The sequence below is a fragment of the Lentzea chajnantorensis genome (assembly GCF_054300775.1).
In genome coordinates this window covers 4,756,670-4,776,424 of the sequence record NZ_JBSDZT010000002.1, presented here as the reverse complement: position 1 = coordinate 4,776,424, position 19,755 = coordinate 4,756,670, and the positions used below count along the sequence as shown (strand labels likewise).

At 71.4% G+C, this 19,755-nt stretch carries 20 protein-coding genes; 6 read left to right on the top strand and 14 right to left on the bottom strand.

Annotated elements, in window-relative coordinates; translation table 11 throughout:
- Positions 1–36 precede the first annotated feature (36 nt).
- On the top strand, positions 37–843 hold the full coding sequence (locus ACVDFE_RS23800) for a class I SAM-dependent methyltransferase (protein WP_458431898.1): 807 nt from the start codon (positions 37–39) through the stop codon (positions 841–843).
- On the opposite strand, the gene hsaB is transcribed toward ACVDFE_RS23800, so the two are convergent.
- Genes hsaB through ACVDFE_RS23760 form a run of 8 tightly spaced genes read right to left on the bottom strand, consistent with a single transcriptional unit; the run spans position 829 to position 8,368 of the window.
- The gene (gene hsaB / locus ACVDFE_RS23795; RefSeq protein ID WP_458431897.1) at positions 829–1,398 is read right to left on the bottom strand and encodes a 3-hydroxy-9,10-secoandrosta-1,3,5(10)-triene-9,17-dione monooxygenase reductase subunit; all 570 of its coding nucleotides are present in this window, start codon (positions 1,396–1,398) and stop codon (positions 829–831) included. The genes ACVDFE_RS23800 and hsaB overlap by 15 nt on opposite strands.
- Entirely contained in the window at positions 1,362–2,264 is a 903-nt protein-coding gene (gene hsaC, locus ACVDFE_RS23790; protein ID WP_458431896.1) for an iron-dependent extradiol dioxygenase HsaC, read from the bottom strand. Before hsaC ends, hsaB begins: the two co-directional genes overlap by 37 nt.
- Positions 2,264–3,085: a 4,5:9,10-diseco-3-hydroxy-5,9,17-trioxoandrosta-1(10),2-diene-4-oate hydrolase gene (gene hsaD, locus ACVDFE_RS23785; RefSeq protein WP_458434387.1), complete on the bottom strand. Its 822-nt coding sequence runs from the start codon at positions 3,083–3,085 to the stop codon at positions 2,264–2,266. Before hsaD ends, hsaC begins: the two co-directional genes overlap by 1 nt.
- A 13-nt stretch (positions 3,086–3,098) precedes the next feature.
- Positions 3,099–4,265: a 3-hydroxy-9,10-secoandrosta-1,3,5(10)-triene-9,17-dione monooxygenase oxygenase subunit gene (gene hsaA, locus ACVDFE_RS23780; protein ID WP_360389099.1), complete on the bottom strand. Its 1,167-nt coding sequence runs from the start codon at positions 4,263–4,265 to the stop codon at positions 3,099–3,101.
- A complete protein-coding gene (gene dmpG / locus ACVDFE_RS23775; protein ID WP_458431895.1) occupies positions 4,262–5,272 on the bottom strand; it encodes a 4-hydroxy-2-oxovalerate aldolase in 1,011 nt (336 codons plus the stop codon). Before dmpG ends, hsaA begins: the two co-directional genes overlap by 4 nt.
- Entirely contained in the window at positions 5,238–6,116 is an 879-nt protein-coding gene (locus tag ACVDFE_RS23770) for an acetaldehyde dehydrogenase (acetylating) (protein ID WP_458431894.1), read from the bottom strand. Before ACVDFE_RS23770 ends, dmpG begins: the two co-directional genes overlap by 35 nt.
- A 9-nt stretch (positions 6,117–6,125) precedes the next feature.
- A complete protein-coding gene (locus ACVDFE_RS23765) occupies positions 6,126–6,887 on the bottom strand; it encodes a 2-keto-4-pentenoate hydratase (RefSeq protein ID WP_458434386.1) in 762 nt (253 codons plus the stop codon).
- A gap of 2 nt (positions 6,888–6,889) precedes the next feature.
- Positions 6,890–8,368 (bottom strand): FAD-binding protein, encoded by a 1,479-nt coding sequence (locus ACVDFE_RS23760; RefSeq protein ID WP_458431893.1) that lies wholly within the window; start codon positions 8,366–8,368, stop codon positions 6,890–6,892.
- 113 nt (positions 8,369–8,481) lie between these two features.
- Between ACVDFE_RS23760 and ACVDFE_RS23755 the strand changes: the two genes are divergently transcribed.
- The 5 genes from ACVDFE_RS23755 to ACVDFE_RS23735 are packed head-to-tail and all read left to right on the top strand — an operon-like array spanning position 8,482 to position 13,215.
- On the top strand, positions 8,482–10,059 hold the full coding sequence (locus ACVDFE_RS23755; protein WP_458431892.1) for an FAD-dependent oxidoreductase: 1,578 nt from the start codon (positions 8,482–8,484) through the stop codon (positions 10,057–10,059).
- The gene (locus ACVDFE_RS23750) at positions 10,059–11,189 is read left to right on the top strand and encodes a Rieske 2Fe-2S domain-containing protein (protein WP_458431891.1); all 1,131 of its coding nucleotides are present in this window, start codon (positions 10,059–10,061) and stop codon (positions 11,187–11,189) included. The genes ACVDFE_RS23755 and ACVDFE_RS23750 overlap by 1 nt, the downstream gene beginning before the upstream one ends.
- Entirely contained in the window at positions 11,186–11,422 is a 237-nt protein-coding gene (locus tag ACVDFE_RS23745) for a hypothetical protein (protein ID WP_360389115.1), read from the top strand. The genes ACVDFE_RS23750 and ACVDFE_RS23745 overlap by 4 nt, the downstream gene beginning before the upstream one ends.
- Positions 11,415–12,377: a 2Fe-2S iron-sulfur cluster-binding protein gene (locus ACVDFE_RS23740; protein WP_458431890.1), complete on the top strand. Its 963-nt coding sequence runs from the start codon at positions 11,415–11,417 to the stop codon at positions 12,375–12,377. Before ACVDFE_RS23745 ends, ACVDFE_RS23740 begins: the two co-directional genes overlap by 8 nt.
- 10 nt (positions 12,378–12,387) lie before the next feature.
- Entirely contained in the window at positions 12,388–13,215 is an 828-nt protein-coding gene (locus tag ACVDFE_RS23735) for a MaoC/PaaZ C-terminal domain-containing protein (RefSeq protein ID WP_458431889.1), read from the top strand.
- A gap of 22 nt (positions 13,216–13,237) precedes the next feature.
- Here ACVDFE_RS23735 and ACVDFE_RS23730 read toward each other — a convergent pair whose 3' ends face one another.
- From ACVDFE_RS23730 to ACVDFE_RS23705, 6 genes are read right to left on the bottom strand one after another with little or no spacing between them, the layout of a single operon-like run.
- A complete protein-coding gene (locus ACVDFE_RS23730; protein ID WP_458431888.1) occupies positions 13,238–14,377 on the bottom strand; it encodes a lipid-transfer protein in 1,140 nt (379 codons plus the stop codon).
- Complete coding sequence (locus ACVDFE_RS23725; protein ID WP_458431887.1) at positions 14,374–14,757, bottom strand: acyl dehydratase; 384 nt, start codon at positions 14,755–14,757, stop codon at positions 14,374–14,376. Before ACVDFE_RS23725 ends, ACVDFE_RS23730 begins: the two co-directional genes overlap by 4 nt.
- Positions 14,744–15,631 carry a bifunctional MaoC family dehydratase N-terminal/OB-fold nucleic acid binding domain-containing protein gene (locus tag ACVDFE_RS23720; RefSeq protein ID WP_458431886.1) on the bottom strand — a complete coding sequence of 296 codons (888 nt, stop codon included), beginning with the start codon at positions 15,629–15,631 and terminating at the stop codon, positions 14,744–14,746. The genes ACVDFE_RS23725 and ACVDFE_RS23720 overlap by 14 nt, the downstream gene beginning before the upstream one ends.
- Positions 15,628–16,770, bottom strand: coding sequence for an acyl-CoA dehydrogenase family protein (locus ACVDFE_RS23715; protein WP_458431885.1), 1,143 nt, complete (start codon positions 16,768–16,770; stop codon positions 15,628–15,630). The genes ACVDFE_RS23720 and ACVDFE_RS23715 overlap by 4 nt, the downstream gene beginning before the upstream one ends.
- Positions 16,760–17,731, bottom strand: a complete 972-nt coding sequence (locus tag ACVDFE_RS23710) for an acyl-CoA dehydrogenase family protein (RefSeq protein ID WP_360389132.1) — start codon at positions 17,729–17,731, stop codon at positions 16,760–16,762. Before ACVDFE_RS23710 ends, ACVDFE_RS23715 begins: the two co-directional genes overlap by 11 nt.
- On the bottom strand, positions 17,731–19,626 hold the full coding sequence (locus ACVDFE_RS23705) for an acyl-CoA dehydrogenase family protein (RefSeq protein WP_458431884.1): 1,896 nt from the start codon (positions 19,624–19,626) through the stop codon (positions 17,731–17,733). Before ACVDFE_RS23705 ends, ACVDFE_RS23710 begins: the two co-directional genes overlap by 1 nt.
- Positions 19,627–19,755 lie beyond the last annotated feature (129 nt).

Below are 19,755 nucleotides of genomic sequence, written 5' to 3'. Positions count from 1 at the left end.
TGACCTCAAGTCGACTTGAAGTAGGACGGTAGGAGCATGGCAGAGGTCAACGCCGAGCAGGCGGCGCTGTGGAACACGTCGGGGCAGGGCTGGGCGCGGGTGCAGGACACCGTGGGCCAGATCCTGCGGCCGTTCGAGGAACTGCTGGTCGAGAAGGCGGCGGAGCGGCCGCGCAGGAGGGTGCTCGACGTCGGGTGCGGCACCGGCGGGGTGACGCGGGCGGTCGCCGCGGCCACCGGTGCGGAGTGCGTCGGGGTCGACATCGCCGAGTCGATGGTCGCGGCGGCGCGGGAGCACGGGCAGGCGGAGTTCCTGCTGGCCGACGCGCAGACGCACGTGTTCGAGCAGCGGTTCGACCTGGTCGTGTCGCGGTTCGGCGTGATGTTCTTCGCCGACCCCGGCGCGGCGTTCACGAACCTGCGCACGGCCGTCGAACCGGGTGGTGAGCTGTGCTTCATCACGTGGCGGGCGCAGGAGGAGAACCCGTTCATGCTCACCGGCGACCGCGTGGCGAGGGAGATCCTGCCCGGCACACCGGCGCGCGACCTGGACGGGCCGGGACCGTTCTCGCTCGCCGATCCGGCGCGGGTCCGCGAGGTCCTCGACGGCTGGGCGGACGTCGAGGTCACGCCGATCGACCGCACCACCCGGCTGCCCGAGGAGGTGCTGCTGCCGTACCTGACGAACATGGGCCCGGTCAGCCGCGCCCTGCGGGAGGTGCCCGAGCGGGACCGCGACCGGATTCTCGACCGGGTGCGCGGCGCATTCGACGAGTTCGTGCACGACGGCGAGGTCAGCTTCCCGACGGCGACCTGGCGGGTCACGGCGTCAGCTCCACTCTGACTGGCGCTGCCAGGTCAGGAGGGTGTCGAGCACCTCGCCGGACCGGCCGCGCGGGTCGAGGTCGGCCTGCGCGGCGTACCGGCCGCGGTAGAACAGCAACGGTCGTGCGTCGCGTTGCGGTCCGAGCTCGACGACCTCGCCGATCACGACGTAGTGGTCACCGGCCTCGTGCACGGTCGTGACCCGGCAGTCGACCCACGTGAGCGCCCCGCCGAGCACCGGAGCACCGGTGCCCGACGGGGACCACGCGACGCCGGCGAACTTGTCCGCCCCTGCCCGGCCGAACACCGCCGACAGCTCCCGCTGGTCCTCGGCGAGCACGTTCACGCAGAACGCCCCGGCCGGGGACATCGCCGCCCAGCTGCCCGACGTGCGCTGCGGGCAGAACAGCACGAGCGGCGGGTCCAGCGACAACGCCGCGAACGACTGGCAGGCGAACCCCACCGGGCCGGTCGCGGACATGCCCGTCACCACGGTCACGCCGGTGCAGAAGTGCCCCAGGACCGACCGGAAGCGCGCTACCCCCGGTGCCCCACGCTGAAGTCGTGACCCCACAGGCTCACCGCCGTGCTCTCTCGCGCGATCCAGTCCTCATCGGACACCTGCCGTCCCTCGCAGCCGAACTCGACGTCGAACCCGCCGGGTGTCTTCAGGTAGAACGACAGCATCAGGTCGTTGACGTGCCGGCCGAGCGTCGCCGACATCGGCACCTTGCGCCGCAACGCCCGGTCCAGCGTCAGCCCGACGTCGTCGGTGCTCTCCACCTCGATCATCAGGTGCACGATCCCGGACGGGGTGGGCATCGGCAGGAACGCGAGGCTGTGGTGGCGCGGGTTGCAGCCGAAGAACCGCAGCCACGCCGGTGGCCCGTCGGCGGGCCTGCCGACGAACTGCGGGGGCAGCCGCATCGAGTCGCGCAGCCGGAACCCGAGCACGTCGCGGTAGAAGTGCAGCGCGGCCTCGTCGTCCGAGGTGGACAGCACGACGTGGCCGAGGCCCTGGTCCTCGGTGACGAACCGGTGCCCGTACGGGGACACCACCCGCCGGTGCTCCAGGGCGGCGCCGTGGAACACCTCCAGCGTGTTGCCGGACGGGTCCTCGAACTTGACCATCCCGGTGACCCGGCGTTCGGCGAGCTCGTCGGCCGTGCCCTCGACGACCGCGACGCCCGCGGACGCCAGGCGTTTCGCGACCTCGTCCAACTCGGCCTCGGTCGCGACCTCCCAGCCGGAGGCGAGCAGCCGGTCGGCCGCACCGGGCACGATCACCAGCCGGGCCGGGAAGTCGTCCATCCGGAAGTACAGCGCGCCCTCGGTCGAGCCCTTGCCCTCCACGAGCCCGAGCACCTTCAGCCCGAACTCGCGCCACCGGCCGATGTCGGTGGCCTCGATCCGCAGATAGCCCAGCGATCGGATGCCCATCACGTCTCCAAGAGGAAGTCTGCCGCGAGCCGGTTGAACTCGTCGAACTTCTCCAGCTGCGCCCAGTGCCCGCAGCCGCCGAACACGTGCAGCTGTGCGCGTGGGATCAGCTTCAACGCGACAAGGGCGCCGTCGAGCGGGTTGACCCGGTCCTCGCGGCCCCACACGAGCAGCACCCGTTGGCGCAGCCTGTGGGCCTCGCGCCAGAGCATGCCCTGCTCGAAGTCCGGTCCGGAGAACGACTTCCCCATCGCGACCATGGCTTTCAGCGACTCCGGCCGGGACGCGGCGGCGAACCGTTCGTCGATCAGCTCGTCGGTGATCAGCGACTGGTCGAACACCATGATCCGCAGGAACTCCTCGATCCGCTCCCGCGTCGGGTCCTTGGCGAACGCGCTGAGCTTGCGCACGCCCTCGGTCGGATCGGGTGCGAAGACGTTGAGCGACAGGCCACCCGGTCCCATCAGGACCAGCCGTCCGGCGCGTTGCGGGTGGTCCAGTGCGAACCGCACGGCCGTGCCGCCGCCGAGTGAGTTGCCGAGGAGGTGTGCCTTCTCCACCCCGAGGTCGTCGAGCAGCCCGCGCAGCGCCTCGGCGGCGTGGGTGAAGTACTGGCCGTGCTCGGTCGGCTTCTCCGACTCACCGAACCCCGGCTGGTCCACCGCCAGCACCCGGAACGACTTGGCGAGCACCGGGATGGTGCGGCCGAAGTTGCTCAGCGCCGACGCACCCGGCCCGCCGCCGTGCAGCAGCACCAGCGTCTCGGCGTGGTCGGCGCCGGCCTCGTGGTAGTGCAACCGAACCATGTCTCTCCTCTGCAGCTTCCAGTTGCGGTCAGAACAGGCCGTCGCGGACTGGGATGCCGAGCTCGTTCTTGCCGAACATCACCAGCGAGCGTTCCGGGTCGTTGGCCGCGTGCACCCGTGCGGCGTGGGCGTCACGCCAGAACCGGGGCAACGGCAGGTTCGCGTTGATCGCCTTGCCGCCCGCGCTCTCGAAGAGCCGGTCGATCGCGGAGAGGGCCCGCGCGCTGCCCAGCACCTGGTCCCTGCGCGCCCGCAGGCGCAGCTCGACCGGAATCCTCGTGCCGGCGACGGCGTGCTCCCACTCGTCGTCGACGTCCTTCTCGAGCTGCCACCACGCGGTGTCGATGTCGTTGGCCGCCGTGGCGATCCGGACCTGCGCGAACGGGTCGTCGACGGCCTTCTCGCCCAGGTAGGCGGCACGGACGCGCTCGCGCGTGGCGTTGACGTGCAGCTCGTACGCGCCGGCCGCCATGCCGATCATCGGCGCGGTGATCGCGTACGGGTGGATCGTCCCGTACGGCATGCGGAACAACGGTCCGGGGTTCACCTCCTGGCCGGGGCACTGGCACCGCGCGGTGTGCGCCATGCTCAGCGTGCGGTGCTCGGGCACGAACACGTCGGACACCACGATGTCGTTGCTGCCCGTGCCGCGCAGGCCGACCGTGTCCCACACGTCGTTGATCGTGTAGTCGGCGATCGGCAGCAGGAACGTGCGGAAGTCGACGGGCTTTCCCTCGTCGTTCATCACCAGTCCGCCGAGCAGCACCCACGTGGCGTGGTCGCAGCCCGAGGAGAAGCTCCACCTGCCGCTGAACCGGAACCCGCCCTCCACGGCGGTCGCCCGGCCGGTCGGTGCGTAGGAGGAGGAGATGCGGGTGTCCTGGTCCTCGCCGAACACCTCGTCCTGCGCCTTCACGTCGAACAGCCCGACGTGCCACGGGTGCACGCCCAGCACGGACGAGACCCAGCCCGTGGACCCGCAGGCGCTCGCGATCATCTTGACCGCGGTGTAGAACGCGACCGGGTGCGTCTCGAACCCGCCGCAGCGCACGGGTTGCAGCATCCGGAAGAACCCGGTCTCCTGCAACGCCTTCACCGACTCCGGCGGCACCCTGCGCAGCTGTTCGGCCTCCGCCGCGCGCTCGCGCAGCGCGGGCAGCAGCTCCCGCACCTTGCCGAGGATCTCCTCGCTCATCGGACCTCCTCCCTGCTCAGCTCCAGTGCGATGTCGATCAGCTGGTCCTCCTGGCCACCCACGAGCTCGCGCCGACCGGCGCGCACGAGCAGCTCCGCGCCGGACACGCCGTAGCGCTCCGCCTGGGTGTAGGCGTGCTTGAGGAAGCTGGAGTAGACGCCCGCGTAGCCCATCATCAGCGCCATCCGGTCGAGCAGGCACTCCTCGGGCATCACCGGCCGCACGACGTCCTCGGCCGCGTCGACGATCTTGAAGAAGTCGACGCCGGTGGTGAACCCGAGCTTGTCGCAGACGCCGACGAACGCCTCCAGCGGCGTGTTGCCCGCTCCCGCGCCGAACCCGCGCACGCTGCCGTCGATCTGCTTCGCGCCCGCCCGTGCCGCGGCGACCGAGTTCGCGACGCTCAGCCCGAGGTTCTCGTGCCCGTGGAACCCGACCTGCGCGTCGTCCCCCAGCTCCGCCACCAGCGCGGCCACCCGGTCGGACACCTGTTCCAGCACCAGCGCGCCGGCCGAGTCGACCACGTAGACGCACTGGCACCCGGCGTCGGCCATGATCCTCGCTTGACGTGCCAACGCCTCCGGTGGCCGCGAGTGCGCCATCATCAGGAACCCGACGGTCTCCAGCCCGCGTTCGCGGGCGAGCTGGAAGTGCTGCACCGACACGTCGGCCTCGGTGCAGTGGGTGGCGATCCGCACGATCGACGCGCCGTTGTCCTGCGACACCAGGATGTCGTCCTTGACGCCGACGCCCGGCAGCATCAGCACGGCGATCCTGGCCTGCCGGGCCGTGGCCACCGCGGTCTTGATCAGCTCCTGCTCCGGTGTGCGGCTGAAGCCGTAGGTGAACGACGACCCGCCCAGCCCGTCGCCGTGGGTGACCTCGATGACCGGCACCCCGGCGTCGTCGAGCGCGCCGACGATCGAGCGCACGTCGTCGACGGTGAACCGGTGGCGCTTGTGGTGCGAGCCGTCACGCAGAGACGTGTCGGTCAGCCGCAACTGCATCGGCGATCTCCTCCCCCACCTTGGTCGCGGCGGCCGTCATGATGTCGAGGTTCCCGGCGTAGGGCGGCAGGAAGTCGCCCGCTCCCGCGACCTCGACGAAGATCGCGACGCGGCCGGGGTCGTACTGCGGCTCGCGCAGCAGCCGGAACCCCGGGACGTACGCGCGGAGGTCGGTCTCCATCCGGGTGATCGAGTCGGTGATCGGGTCCGGGTCGGCGTCCTCGGGGATCGAGCAGAAGACGGTGTCGCGCATGATCATCGGCGGGTCGGCCGGGTTGAGCACGATGATCGCCTTGCCGCGGCCGGCGCCGCCGATCGTCTCGATGCCGCGGCTGGTGGTGCGGGTGAACTCGTCGATGTTCGCGCGTGTGCCCGGTCCGGCGGACACCGACGCGACGCTGGCGACGATCTCCGCGTACTCGACCGGCACGACCCGTGACACGGCGTGCACCACCGGGATCGTGGCCTGGCCGCCGCAGGTGATCAGGTTGACGTTCGGTGCGCCGAGGTGTTCGCGCAGGTTGACCGGCGGCACCACGTACGGGCCGACCGCGGCGGGGGTCAGGTCGACGGCCCGGATGCCGGCCTCGGCGTAGCGCGGGGCGTTGGCCCGGTGCACCGCGGCCGAGGTCGCCTCGAACACGACGTCGGGCAGCTCGTCCTGGCGCAGCAACCAGTCGACGCCCTCGGCCGTGGTCTCCAGACCCGCCTCGCGCGCTCGCCGCAGGCCCTCGCTGGACGGGTCGACGCCCACCATCCAGCGGGGTTCCAGCGTCGGTGAGCGCAGGAGCTTGTAGAGCAGGTCGGTGCCGATGTTGCCGGACCCGACGATGGCCGCCTTCACCCGTTCACCTCACTCGAACTTCAGGTCGACAGAACCGAGTCCGGCGAACTCGGCGCGGAACTCGTCCCCCGGTTTCGCGTCGAACGCCCGCGTGCACGAGCCGGGCAGCACGATGTCGCCGGCCAGCAGCCGCACACCGAACGTGGCCACTTTCTGCGCGAGCCACGCCACCGCGATCGCCGGATCACCCAGCACCGCGTCACCACGGCCTTGGGCAACCGGCTCCCCGTTGCGCGCCAGGGTCGCCTCGACGCCGCGGATGTCCACATCGGACGGCCGCACGCGTTCGCCGCCCAGGACGAACGCCGCGGAGGAGGCGTTGTCGGCGATGGTGTCGGGGAGCGTGATCCGCCAGTCGGCGATGCGGCTGTCGATCAGCTCGATCGCGGGTGCCACGAACTCGGTGGCGGCGAGCACGTCCGCGACCGTGCAGCCCTCGCCGGGCAGGTCGTGGCCGAGCAGGAACGCGATCTCCACCTCGACCCGCGGGTACAGGTACGCCGAGGCGTCCGCGGTGCCGTGCAGCTGCATGTCGTCGAGCAGGTGCCCGTAGTCGGGTTCGTCCACGCCCATCATCTGCTGCATCGCCGGCGACGACAGGCCGACCTTGTGGCCGATGACGTCGCGGTTGCGGTGCCGCACGTTGAGCAGCTGGATCTCGTAGGCGTCGACCACGTCGATGTCCGGGTACAGCTCCACCAGCGGTGTGATCGGCACGCGCTCGCGTTCGGCGGTGCGCAGCAGCTGTGCGGCCGCCGCCCTCTTCTCCATCGTCAGCACCGGTCCTCCTTCGCCACGTGGTGGCCGGCGCGCCGGCCGGAGAAGACGCAGTCGGCGAGCGCGAGGCCGCTGACGTACGACTCCGAGCACACCCCGACCGCGGATCGGCCCGCCGCGTACAGGCCGCGCACCCCCTGCACCGCACCGGTCTGCTCGTCGACGACCAAGCCGCCGAGGGTGAGCATCGGGCAGGGGTAACCGAAGCCGCGCCGGAAGGAGTCGAACCGCACCGAGACGTCGATCAGCGAGTACGGTGGCCGCCCGAACGGTTCGACCTGCGGTGCCCTGATGCCCGCCTTCTCGGCGGCGGCCTCGATCGTCGGCGCGGTGACGAGGCCGCGGGAGAGCAGGTAGCGGGCCTGGAAGCGCTGGAAGCGCGCGGTCTGCGTGCTGACCTGGGCCTTGGCGACGCTCAGCGTGTCATCGTCGACGAGCAGCCACGCCTTGCCGTCGCGCCGGATGATCTCGTCGCCGATCGCCGCGCCGTAGCGGGTGGCGTCGCCGAACGGCTGACCGTCGATGTCGACGAGGATGCCGCGTTGCAACGCGCTGGGCGGCGTGACGAACCGCCACACCGAGATCTTGTCCAGCCGGTCGGTCGTGCCACCGGCGGCGGTGCCGAGGCGGATGCCGCTGCCGTCGTCACCGGGGGTGCCCAGGGCGAGACCGCCGCGGTGGGCCGGTGCGTGGTCGCGCAGCATCGCCCGGTTCGCGATGAACCCGCCGGCGGCGATGACGACACCGCGCCGGGCGTGCACCGTCAGCTCACGGCCGAACCGGCGTTCCACGGCCGCCGCGACCCGGTGCAGCGCGCGCCCGAGCGGCGGGAGGTAGAGCCACGGCTTGGCCGCGGCCCGCGACAACGCCCGGTGCAGCGCTCGGGGCGGGCCGGTCAGCGTCCGGCACCGCACGCCGGTCACCCGGTCGGCCACGACGAGCTCCACGGCCCGCGTCTGGGTCATCACCCGCACCCCCGCGCGCCGGGTGGCCTCGGCGAGCCGGGCGAAGAAGACGCCCCCGGACGTGCCCTTCGCCCTGGTCCGGTGCCCGCGCGGCACCGGGTCGGGCCAGGCGGTCTCGCTGCCGGAGAAGTAGAGGTGGTAGTCGTCGGTCGGGTAGGAGGTCTTGAACGGGCACAGCCGCGCGCCGAACGGCACGCCCTGGTCCTCCAGCCAGGCCAGCATCTTCGCGCTGTCCTGGCAGAACCGGCGCAGCGTCTCGTCCGACACCGCGTCGCGGACCTCGTGCCTGAGGTAGGCGTGCATCGACTCGGGCGTGTCGGCGACCCCGGCCTCGACCTGCTGGCGCGTGCCACCACCGGCGTAGACGACCCCGCCGGACAACGCCGTCGCGCCACCGCCGGCGAACCGGTCCAGCACCACCACGGACGCACCGGAGGCCGCGGCTTCGAGCGCGGCGCACGCACCGGCGGCGCCGAAGCCGGCGACGACCACGTCAGCGGTGACCTCCACGCAACCCTCCCGGAACACGTTCTTGGTGATCCGAACCGCCTGGAACTCCTACACCATAGCGCCAAACCGCCCCAGAACTATAACCTGTTCTAGTCTCGACTCCGGAGGTGCGGATGTACGACGTGATCGTCGTCGGCAGCGGCGCGGCAGGCATGACCACCGCCCTGTGCACGGCCCACCGGGGACTGCGCACCCTGGTCGTCGAGAAGGCGGCGCGCTTCGGCGGCTCGACCGCCCGGTCCGGCGGCGGCATCTGGGTGCCGAACAACCCCGTCCTCGCCGAGGCCGGTGTGCGGGACACGCCCGAGGACGCCTCCGCCTACCTCGCGCACATCGCCGGTGACGTGCCGGCCGAGCTGCGGGAGGCGTTCCTCGACGCCGGTCCCGCGATGCTCGGGTTCGTGTGCGCGCACACGCCGTTGCGGTTCCGCTGGGTGCGCGGCTACCCCGACTACTACCCGGAGGCACCCGGCGGCCGTCCGCGCGGGCGGTCGGTCGAGCCGGTGCCGATGAGGGCGGACGTCCTCGGCGCCGAGCTGGAGCACCTCGAACCGCCGTACGTGCCGACCCCGGCCGGAATCGTGATCACCCAGGTCGACTACCGGTGGCTCACCCTGGCCGCCCGCCACCCGCGCGGGGTGCTCACCGCGGCCAAACTGGTCGCGCAGAGGTTCACACCGGGCCGGAGGCTCGCGATGGGCCAGGCGCTGGCCGCCGGGCTGCGTGCGGGCCTGACGGCGTTGGACGTCGAGGTCAGGCTGAACACCGCGCTGACCGACCTGCACTTCGAGAACGGCCGGGTCGCCGGCATCCGCGTGGGCGACGAGCTGATTCAGGCTCCGCACGTCGTGCTCGCCTCCGGCGGGTTCGAGCACAACGAGCAGCTGCGCAAGCAGCACCAGGACATCGGTACCGAATGGACGGTCGGCGCGCGGGCCAACACCGGTGACGGCATCGAGGCCGGGCTGCGCGCGGGCGCGGCCGTGGATCTGATGGACGACGCCTGGTGGGGGCCGGCGGTCCCGTTGCCGCGCGGGCCGTTCTTCCTGCTCGCCGAACGCGCGCTGCCGGGGTGTGTGCTGGTCGACGGGTCCGGCCGGCGCTTCGTCAACGAGGCGGCGCCCTACATCGACGTGGTCAAGGCGATGACCGGGACGACCTGGCTGGTGTTCGACCAGACCTACCGCAACCGCTACCCGTTCGCGGGCTTCCCGCCCCGCCGGCCGTTGCCCCGGCGGTGGGACGAGGTCGTGCTCAATGCCCCCAGCCTCGAAGAGCTGGGTGCGAAAGCGGGACTCCCCGGCCTCGCCGACACGGTCACGCGGTTCAACACCTTCAACGGCACCGACCCCGACTTCGGCTGCGGTGACAGCGCCTACGACCGCTACTACGGCGACCCGCGCGTCCACCCGAACCCGTGCCTCGCGCCGCTGCTCACGCCGCCGTTCCACGCGGCCAGGATCGTCCCCGGCGACCTGGGCACCAAGGGCGGGCTGCGCACCGACGCGCACGCGCGGGTGCTGCGCGAGGACGGTTCGGTGATCGACGGCCTGTACGCGGCGGGCAACGCGAGCGCGTCGGTCATGGGCCACACCTACGCGGGCGCGGGCGCCACCCTCGGACCGGCGATGACCTTCGGGTACCTGGCCGGACTCGACATCTCCAGCCAAGACCACCGTGGAGGCATGTGATGACGCAGGACTCCGTGCGTTCGATCGACACCGGCGCGCCTCCCGCGCGGTTCGCGCGCGGCTGGCACTGCCTGGGCCTGGCCGACACCTTCCGCGACGGGCAGCCGCACGCCGTCGAGGCGTTCGGCACGAAGCTCGTGGTGTTCCAGGGCGAGGACGGCACGCTCAACGTGCTCGACGGGTACTGCCGGCACATGGGCGGTGACCTCACCCGGGGCACGGTGAAGGGCAGCACCATCGCGTGCCCGTTCCACGACTGGCGCTGGGCGGGCAACGGCCGGTGCGTCGAGATCCCCTACGCCAAGCGGGTTCCGCTGCGGGCCCGCACCCGGTCGTGGACCACGCTGGAGGAGAACAGGCAGCTGTTCGTGTGGAACGACCCGCAGGGCAACCCGCCGCCCGAGCACGTGACGATCCCGCGGATCGAGCAGGCGTTCAGCGGTGAGTGGAGCAACTGGACGTGGGACTCGGTCGTGATCGAGAACGCGAACTGCCGCGAGATCATCGACAACGTCGTCGACATGGCCCACTTCTTCTACATCCACTTCGCGTTCCCCACGTACTTCAAGAACGTGATGGAGGGCCACATCGCCTCGCAGTACCTGACCACGCGCGGGCGGCCGGACGTGGCGATGGCGTCGAACTACACCGGTGACGTCGAGGTGCGCTCGGAGGCCTCGTACTACGGGCCGTCGTACATGATCGACTACCTGTGGAACGACTACAAGGGCATCGAGATCGAGACGGTGCTGATCAACTGCCACTACCCCATCACGCCGAACTCGTTCCGGCTGCAGTGGGGCGCGATCGTGAAGAAGCTGCCGGGTGTGTCGGACGAGCACGCGGACAAGATCGCCCGCAAGTTCGCGCGCGGCATCGGCGCGGGGTTCCTGCAGGACGTGGAGATCTGGCAGAACAAGACGCGGATCGACAACCCGCTGCTGTGCGAGGAGGACGGGCCGGTCTACCAGCTGCGGCGCTGGTACGAGCAGTTCTACGTGGACGTCGAGGACGTCACCGACGACATGGTGCGGCGGTTCGAGTTCGAGGTCGACACGAGCAGGGCGGTCGAGGTGTGGGAGAGGGAGGTCGCCGAGAACCTCGCCCGCCGGCAGCCGACGAGCTCATGAGCGAGCGCGACGAGTTCCTGTCCGGCGGCATGGCACCGGTGACGTGCGACTGCGGGAACCGGGTGCTGGTGAAGAAGAACAGCCCCCGGCACACCAGCGTGCAGTGGCTCGCCGACACCAGCGCGTGCCCGGAGCTGGGACCGCGGGCGCCGTTGGTGCGCACGTGCCTGCGGTTGCGCGACGGCATCGAGAAGGCCGTGCGCGACGGGACGGTGGAGGTCGCCGATGGCTGAGGTGCACCGGTTGCGCGTCGAGTCGGTCATCGAGGAGACGCACGACGCGCGGTCGTTCGTGCTGTCGGGGGCGTCTTTCGAACCCAGGCCGGGGCAGTTCCTGACCGTGCGGGCGGGTGAGGTGGCGCGGTGCTACTCGCTGTCGAGCGCACCCGGTGAACCGTTGAAGATCACGGTCAAGCGCACGCCGGACGGGTGCGGGTCGGTGTGGATGTGCTCCGAGCTGCGCACCGGGATGGAGCTGGACGTGCTGGCACCGGCCGGGGTGTTCACGCCGCGGTCGCTGGACTCCTCGGTGCTGGCGTTCGCGGCGGGCAGCGGGATCACGCCGGTGATGTCGATCATCCGGGCGGTGCTGTCCGGCGGGACCGGGTCGGTGTTCCTGTTCTACGCCAACCGGGACGCGGAGTCGGTGATCTTCGCCCGCGAGCTGGACCGGTTGTCGCGGGAGTTCCCGGAGCGGTTGACGGTGGTGCACTGGCTGGAGTCGGTGCAGGGGCTGCCGCACGGGCTGCGGGCCTTTGTGCGTCCGTGCGACGAGGCGTTCGTGTGCGGGCCGGCACCGTTCATGGAGGCGGCCCGCACGGCGTTGCACGACGTTCCGGTGGTGCACGTCGAGAAGTTCGTGTCGCTGTCGGGTGATCCGTTCGCCGAGGCCGTGCCGGTGGTGGACGACCGGCCGGACGCGCAGGTCGAGGTGTCGCTGGACGGGGAGACCCACCGCTTCGCCTGGCCGGCCCGGATGAAGCTGCTGGACCTGTTGCTGGAGAAGGGGTTGGACGCGCCGTTCTCGTGCCGGGAGGGTGCGTGCGGCGCGTGCGCGTGCCGGTTGGTCTCCGGTGAGGTCAAGATGCTCGGCAACGACGTGCTCGACTCCGGCGACATCGCCGACGGGATCGTCCTGGCGTGCCAGTCGGTTCCGGTCACCGACGCGGTGACGATCACCTACGAGTGAAGGGCGTGCGATGCCGATCGATCCGGCTGTTGCGGTGGGGGCGGAACTGCCCGAGCTGAAGTTCTCCTGGACGTCGTCGGACGTGCTGCTCTACCACCTGGCGCTGGGTGCGACCGAGCTGCGGTACGTCTACGAGGAGGGGCTGGCGGTCCTGCCGACGTTCGGGGTGGTGGCGCCGCGGTTCCACGAGACCGCGCCGCCGGTGGTGTCGTTCCCCGGTGTGGACGTCGACCTGGCGCGCGTCTTGCACGGCACGCAGGAGATCACCGCGCACGGGCCGATCCCCGCCGAGGGCCAGGCGGTGCTGCGGACGCGGATCACCGACGTGTGGGACAAGGGCACGGCGGCGGTGATCGTGCAGGAGTCGACCGCCGTGGCACCGGACGGAACGGCGCTCTACACGACCCGGTCGAGCATCTTCGCCCGCGGCGAGGGCGGTTTCGGTGGTGAGCGCGGGCCGTCGAACCGGGTCGAGCTGCCCGGCCGCGAACCCGACGCGGTGATCGAGACGCCGACGTTGCCGCAGCAGGCCCACCTATACCGGTTGTGCGGGGACCGCAACCCGTTGCACGCCGATCCCGGGTTCGCCCGCGCGGCCGGGTTCGACCGGCCGATCCTGCACGGCCTGTGCACCTACGGCGTGGTGTGCAAGGCGGTGGTCGACGCGTTCTTGGACGGGCCGGAGCAGGTGGTGTCGTTCGGGGCGAGGTTCGCGAGCGTGGTGTTCCCCGGTGAGACGCTGCGGACGTCGGTGTGGCGGGACGGCTCCCGCCTGGTGCTGACCACCTCTTCCGCGGACCGTCCCGTGCTCGCCGACGCGGTGCTGCTGAGCCGTTGACCCCCGGCATCTGCAAGGGGGGTCAGGGGCCCAGGAGCAGGCCGCTGGTGGGAACGCCGGTGCCGGCGGTGACCAGGACGTGGGCCGCTCTCGCGACCTGGTTCACGGCGGTGCCGCGGACCTGCCGGACGGCCTCGGCGATGCCGTTCATGCCGTGCAGGTAGGCCTCGCCGAGCTGGCCGCCGTGCGGGTTGAGCGGTAGCGAGCCGTCGAGCTCCAACGCGCCGGAGGCCACGAGGTCCTTCGCCTCGCCCTTGCCGCAGAACCCGAGCTCCTCCAGCTGCACGAGGACGAACGGGGTGAAGTGGTCGTAGAGCACGGCCACGTCCACATCGGACGGCTCGATGCCGGACCGCTGCCACAGCTGCCGCGCCACCACGCCCATCTCCGGCAGGCCGGTCAGGTCGTCGCGGTAGTAGCTGGTCATCGTGAACTGGTCGGTGCCGCTGCCCTGGGCGGCGGCCTTGACCAGCACGGGCGTGTTCCTCAAGTCGCGAGCGCGCGCGGCGGAGGTGACGACGAGCGCCACTCCCCCGTCGCTTTCCTGGCAGCAGTCGAGCAGCCGCAGCGGTTCGGCGATCCAGCGCGAGGACTGGTGGTCGTCGAGGGTGATCGGGCGGTTGTGGAACCACGCGTGGGGGTTGGTGGCGGCGTGTTTGCGGTCCACGACGGCGACCCGGCCGAAGTCCTCGCTCGTGGCACCGTAGGAGTGCATGTACCGGCGGGCGAACATGGCGACCATCGCGGCCGGGGTGCCCAGGCCCATCGGGTAGGACCAGCTGTTGTCGACGTTCGCCGCCGCCGCGGTCTGGACCTGGCCGAACCGGTGCCCGGAACGTTCGTTGAACGCCCGGTAGCACACGACGACCTGCGCCATCCCGGTCTCGACCGCCATGGCGGCCTGCTGGACGGTCGCGCAGGCCGCGCCGCCGCCGTAGTGGACGCGGCTGAAGAACGTCAGCTCCGGGATGCCGAGCTCGCGGGCGACGGCGATCTCGGCGTTGGTGTCCATGGTGAAGCTGACCAGGCCGTCCACATCGGACGGTTCGAGTCCGGCGTCGGCGAGTGCGGCCCTGGTGGCCTCGGCGGCGAGCTGCAGTTCGGTGCGGCCGGAGTCCTTGGAGAACTCGGTCGCGCCGATGCCAGCGATCGCGGCGTTCACGCGGGCACCTCGATCCTGACCGTGCCGGTGACGTGGTCGCCGTGGCCGGTGCGGCCGACGACCTCGACCACCACGTCGTTGTCGTGGCGTTCGACCACCTGGCCGAAGAACTTGAGCGTGTCGTAGGCGTAGCAGGGTGCGCCGAGCCGGATGTCGATCTGCCGGACCAGCGCCCCGGTGCCCGCCCAGCCGGTGACGTAGCGCTGCACCAGTCCGGTGGTGGTGAGGATGTTGATGAAGATGTCCTTCGCGCCGCGCCGGACGGCGAGGTCGCGGTCGTGGTGCACGTCCTGGAAGTCGCGGGTCGCGAGCGCGGTGCTGATCACGAACGTGGGCGTGGCCTCGACGTGCCACTCGGGCAGGGGGTCACCGGTCCGCACGAGGCCTCCAGCCGAACATCGTCAGGTCGTCGTCGACCTCGGTGAACACGACTTCGACGGGCAGCCCGACGCTCGGCTCGCCGTCGAGCTCGCCCAGCATCCGCACGCCCTCGTCCAGCTCGACCAGCGCGATCACGAACGGCGTCCGCTTGCCGGGCACCTGCGGGTGGTGGTGCACGACGTAGCTGTAGACCACGCCGCGGCCGTCCGAGACCAGGTACCTCGGTGTGGTGGCACCGCATTCCGGGCACATCGGGCCCGGTGGGTGCCGCAGCAGCCCGCAGCCGCCGCAGCGCTGGATGCGCAGCTCGCCCTGTTTGGTGCCGTTCCAGAAGTACTCGGTGTCGCGGTTGACCGAGGGCCGGATCGCCTGCGCCTTCTGCGTCTGCGCCGGGGCAGCGGGTTTCTCGGCTGGGCGGAACTTCAGGACGCGGAACCGCATCTCGGCGACCGGTTCGTCACCGACGTACCAGGTGCTGCGGGTCGTGACGAACCAGCCCTCGCCGAGTGCGGTCCTCTTCGGGCCGGTCACGTCCTCCAGCAGGGTGGTGACCGCGAGCTGTTCGCCGACCCTGAGGTAGCGGTGGTAGGTCTGGTCGCTGTCGGTGGCGACGACCGAGGTGAACCCGGCCTCGTCGAGGACCCGCATCATCGCGCCGAGCGGGTCGTCCAGCGCGCGCTGGCCGTGCAGCCCGGCCATCGTCCACACCTGCACCATCGCCGGTGGCGCGACCTCGGTGTAGCCGGGGTGGGTGTCGCCGATGGCCTCCAGCCAGGTGCGGATCATCGGCAGGTTCACCGGGTCGCGGGCCAGGCGTGGTGCGGACTCGCCCCGGCCGGCGATCTCGGCCGCTGCCTTCTCGACGTCGGTCATCGCACCACCCTCGGCAGTCCGAGCCCGAGGGACGCGATCAGCTCTTTCTGCACCTCGTTGACGCCACCGCCGAAGGTGAGCACGAGGTTGCGCCGGGCCTGGACGTCCAGCCAGCGCACGAGCTGCGCGGTGCCCGGTTCGGTGGGATCGCCGTGGCGGCTCACGACCTCCTCCAGCAGGCGGCCGACGCGCTGGGTGCGGTCGGCGGCGAAGACCTTGGTGGCGGAGGCGTCGGCGACCTCCACCTCCCGGGCGGCGACCTGCCAGTTGAGCAGTTCGTTGACCCGGTGCACGGCCTTGACCTCGGCCAGCGCCCTGCGCACGTCCGGCAGGCCGAGCAGGTCGTGCTCGCGCGCCCACTCGTGCACGCGGTCGAACTGGGCGCCGATCCGGCCGGACGGGCCGAGCATGACGCGTTCGTGGTTGAGCTGGGTGGTGATCAGCCGCCAGCCCTTGTTCTCCTCGCCCACGCGCAGGCCGACGGGCACCGTGACATCGCTGTAGTAGGTGGCGTTGACGTGGTGCGCGCCGTCGCAGGTGATGATCGGAGTCCACGAGTAGCCGGGGTCGGTCGTGTCGGCGATCAGGATGGTGATGCCCCGGTGGCGGTCCTCGGGTGCTCCGGTGCGGACCGCGAGCCACACGTGGTCGGCGTCGTGGCCGCCGGTGGTGAAGACCTTCTGGCCGTTGACGACGTAGTGGTCGCCCTGCCGGACGGCCCTGGTCGTGAGCGCCGCGAGGTCCGTGCCGGCCTCGGGTTCGGTGTAGCCGATGGCGAAGTGCAGCTCGCCCTTGAGGATGCGCGGGAGGAAGAGGTCCTTCTGCTCCTGGGTTCCGTAGCGCTGCAGGGTCGGGCCGACGGTCTGCAGCGTCACGTAGGGCAGCGACACGTCGGCGCGTGCGGCCTCGTTGACGAAGATCTGCTGCTCGACCTGGCCGAAGCCGCGGCCGCCGTACTCGGTGGGCCAGCCGACGCCGAGCCACCCGTCGGCGCCGAGGCGGCGCACCAGGTCGCGGTAGGCGGTGCCGTGCCGTTCGGTGAGCACGGCCTCGCGTTGCTGCTCGGTCATGACGCCGGAGAAGTACTCGCGCAGCTCGTCGCGCAGCCTGCGCTGGTCGCTCGTGAGGTCAATGAACATCGATCTGCCCCAACCGGTGCTCCGCTCCGCCGACGAACCTCGTCAGCTCCTTGGCCAGGCCGTAGTACCTGTGCATCGGGTAGGTGATGTCGAGTCCCAGGCCGCCGTGCAGGTGGTGGCACGTGTGCACGGCCGGGAGCGCTTCCGCGGCGAGCCAGTGGGCGGCGATGGCGAGGTCGGCGTCGTCGAGGCTCCAGCAGGCGGCGAGGGTGGCGAGGTGCAGGGTGCGGGCGGCGATGTGGACGTCGGCGACCTGGCCCGCGACGGCCTGGAAGGTCGACAGCGGTGCGCCGAACTGGTGGCGGGTGCCGACGTGCGTGACGGTGAGGTCGAGGGCTCCGGCCAGCACACCGTCGCCGACCGCGCAGGCGCCGGCCAGCGCGTACTTCGTGAGGTCACCGTCGAGCGGGTCACCGTGGGCGTTGTCGAACCGGACGGTGCTGTCCGTTGTGGACACCCCGGGTTGGGCGGGGTCGACGACCAGGGTGCCCGGCCGGTCGCCCAGCAGGGCGCTGACGAGGATTCTGCCGGCCTCGGCGGCGCGCGGGACGTGGACCTTGAGGCCGGTCAGCCCGGTGCCGTCGGGGTTGGCCCTGGTGGACGGCGTGGCCGGCAGCGGGGTGGAGGGTTCGCTGAGTGCGGCGGTGAAGACGGCGTGCTGTTCGGTGACCAGGGGGAGCAGTTCGTCCTGCTGGTGCGGGGTGCCGTGCCGGGCGATCGGCAGGACGCCCAGGGCGAGGGTGGCGAACGCCGGCACGTCCGCGGCGCTGCGGCCGACCTCGGTGAGCAGCAGTGCCGTCTCCAGCACGCCGAGGCCGTGGCCACCGAGCCGTTGCGGAACGGCGAGGGCCAGCAACCCGGCCTCCCCCAGGGCTTTCCAGGGCGTCGTGCTCTCCCGGCCCAGCACGTCGGCGGCGAGGCGCACGATCTCCTGCTGGGTGTCGTCGAGGGTGAAGTCCATCAACTCTCCCTGGGTAGGCCGAGGATCCGTTCGCCCGCGAGGTTCATCAGGACCTGGGTGGTGCCGCCCGCGATGCTCAGGCAGCGGGTCAGCAGGAACTCGTGGACGGCGTCGCCGTGCACCAGCCCGCCGTCCAGCTCCACGGCGAACTCGGCGACGTCCTGCCGGTGCCGCACGCCGACGAGCTTGCGCACGCTGGACTCCGCGCCCGGTTCCTGCCCGTCAAGGCGGCGCAGTCCGGCGCGCAGGTCGAGCAGCGACACGGCGAGCCCCCGGGCGACCAGTTCGCCGAGCCGTTCCGACGGTGCGGGGCCGGTGGCCAGAACCTGTTCCAGTGCCTCGCCGAGCGACGAGCCGCGGCCCAGGGCGACGCGTTCGTCGGCCAGGGTGGTGCGGGCCAGGCGCCAGCCGTCGTTCACCGCGCCGACCACGCAGTCGTCGGGCACGAGGACGTCGTCGAGGAAGACCTCGTTGAACCGGGCCTCGCCGGTGATCTCCCGCAGTGGCCGCACGTCGATGCCCGCGGACCGCATGTCGACGAGGAAGTAGGTGATGCCCTTGTGCTTGGGGACGTCGCTGTCGGTGCGGGCCAGGCAGATCGCCCAGTCGGCCTGGTGGGCGAGCGACGTCCAGACCTTCTGGCCGGTCAGCCGCCACCCGCCCTCGACCCTGCGCGCCCTGGTGCGCAACGACGCCAGGTCCGAACCGGCCTCGGGTTCGCTGAACAGCTGGCACCAGGTCAGCTCGCCGCGCAGGGTCGGCCACACGAACCGCTCCTGCTGCTGCGGGGTGCCGTGGCGCAGGATCGCCGGCGCGGCCCAGGCCCCGATGACCAGGTCCGGTCTGCGCACCCCGGCCGCAGCGAGCGCGTCGTCGATCACGAGCTGCCGCGCGGGGCCGGCGTCCTGGCCGTAGGGCCGGGGCCAGTGCGGGACGAGGTATCCGCTGTCCGCCAGCCGTGCCCGCTGCTCGTCCGGTTCGAGGGCGGCGACCTCCGCGGCGAACCGGCGCACCTCCGGGTCGCCCTCGACCTCGACGGTGTGGTGCCGCCGCGCACCGCGCAGCGCGAGGTCGGCCGTCGTCCTGCGCCACCGCTCCCGACCGCCCGCGAGCTGTTGCAGCGCCAGGGCACGCCGCAGGTAGCGGTGGGCGTCGTGCTCCCAGGTGAACCCGATGCCGCCGAGCACCTGGATGCAGTCCTTGGCGTTGCGCACCGCCGCGTCGAACGCCACGGCCGCCGCGACCGCCGCCGCGAACGGGTGTTCGTCGTGGCCGGCCGCCCGTGCCGCGTCCCACGCGACGCTCGCGGCCTGTTCCGCCCGGCACAGCATCTCCACGCACAGGTGCTTCACGGCCTGGAAGGACCCGATGGCCCGGCCGAACTGCTCGCGGCGGCGCGCGTGCTCGACCGCGGTCCGCAGGCACCACTGGGCGATGCCGCTCGCTTCGGCGGCCATGAGCGTGACGGCGAGGTCCGTCGGGTCGACGATCGTCTCGCCCGGTGTGTGGACGGTGACCGCCCCGAGTGACCGGGTCAGGTCGACGGCGTCCAGCGCGGTGACGGTCGTGTGCCCGGCGGGGACGAACATCCAGTCCTGGTCCTTGACGAGCAGGTGGGTGGCCTCGGTGGCGCCCAGGACGTGCCCGGTGCCGAACCCGAACCCGGCGATCCCGTCGAAGTCCGGGACGAGGGCGCAGGCCAGTGCCGTGGGCAGCAGCGGGCCCGGTACGAGGTGCTCGGCGGCCTGCTCGAGCATCACCGCGAGGTCGAGGGTCGTGCCGCCGTCGCGCAGCACGTCGAAGAACCCGACGCGGACCAGGTCCTCCCACGTCCCGCGGGCCGCGCTGACGCTGTTCCTGAGTGCCCGGTGCTCGTCGGTCGTGGCGATCGGCATGCGGCCTCCTCCAATACATGAGGAACTTTATAGAACGTGTTCTAATTCCGGCAAGAGATCATGGCCGGGAAACCCACTCCGGTACGATGTGGAGGCTGCTGCAACACGTTCCAGGAGGACCATCTCCGT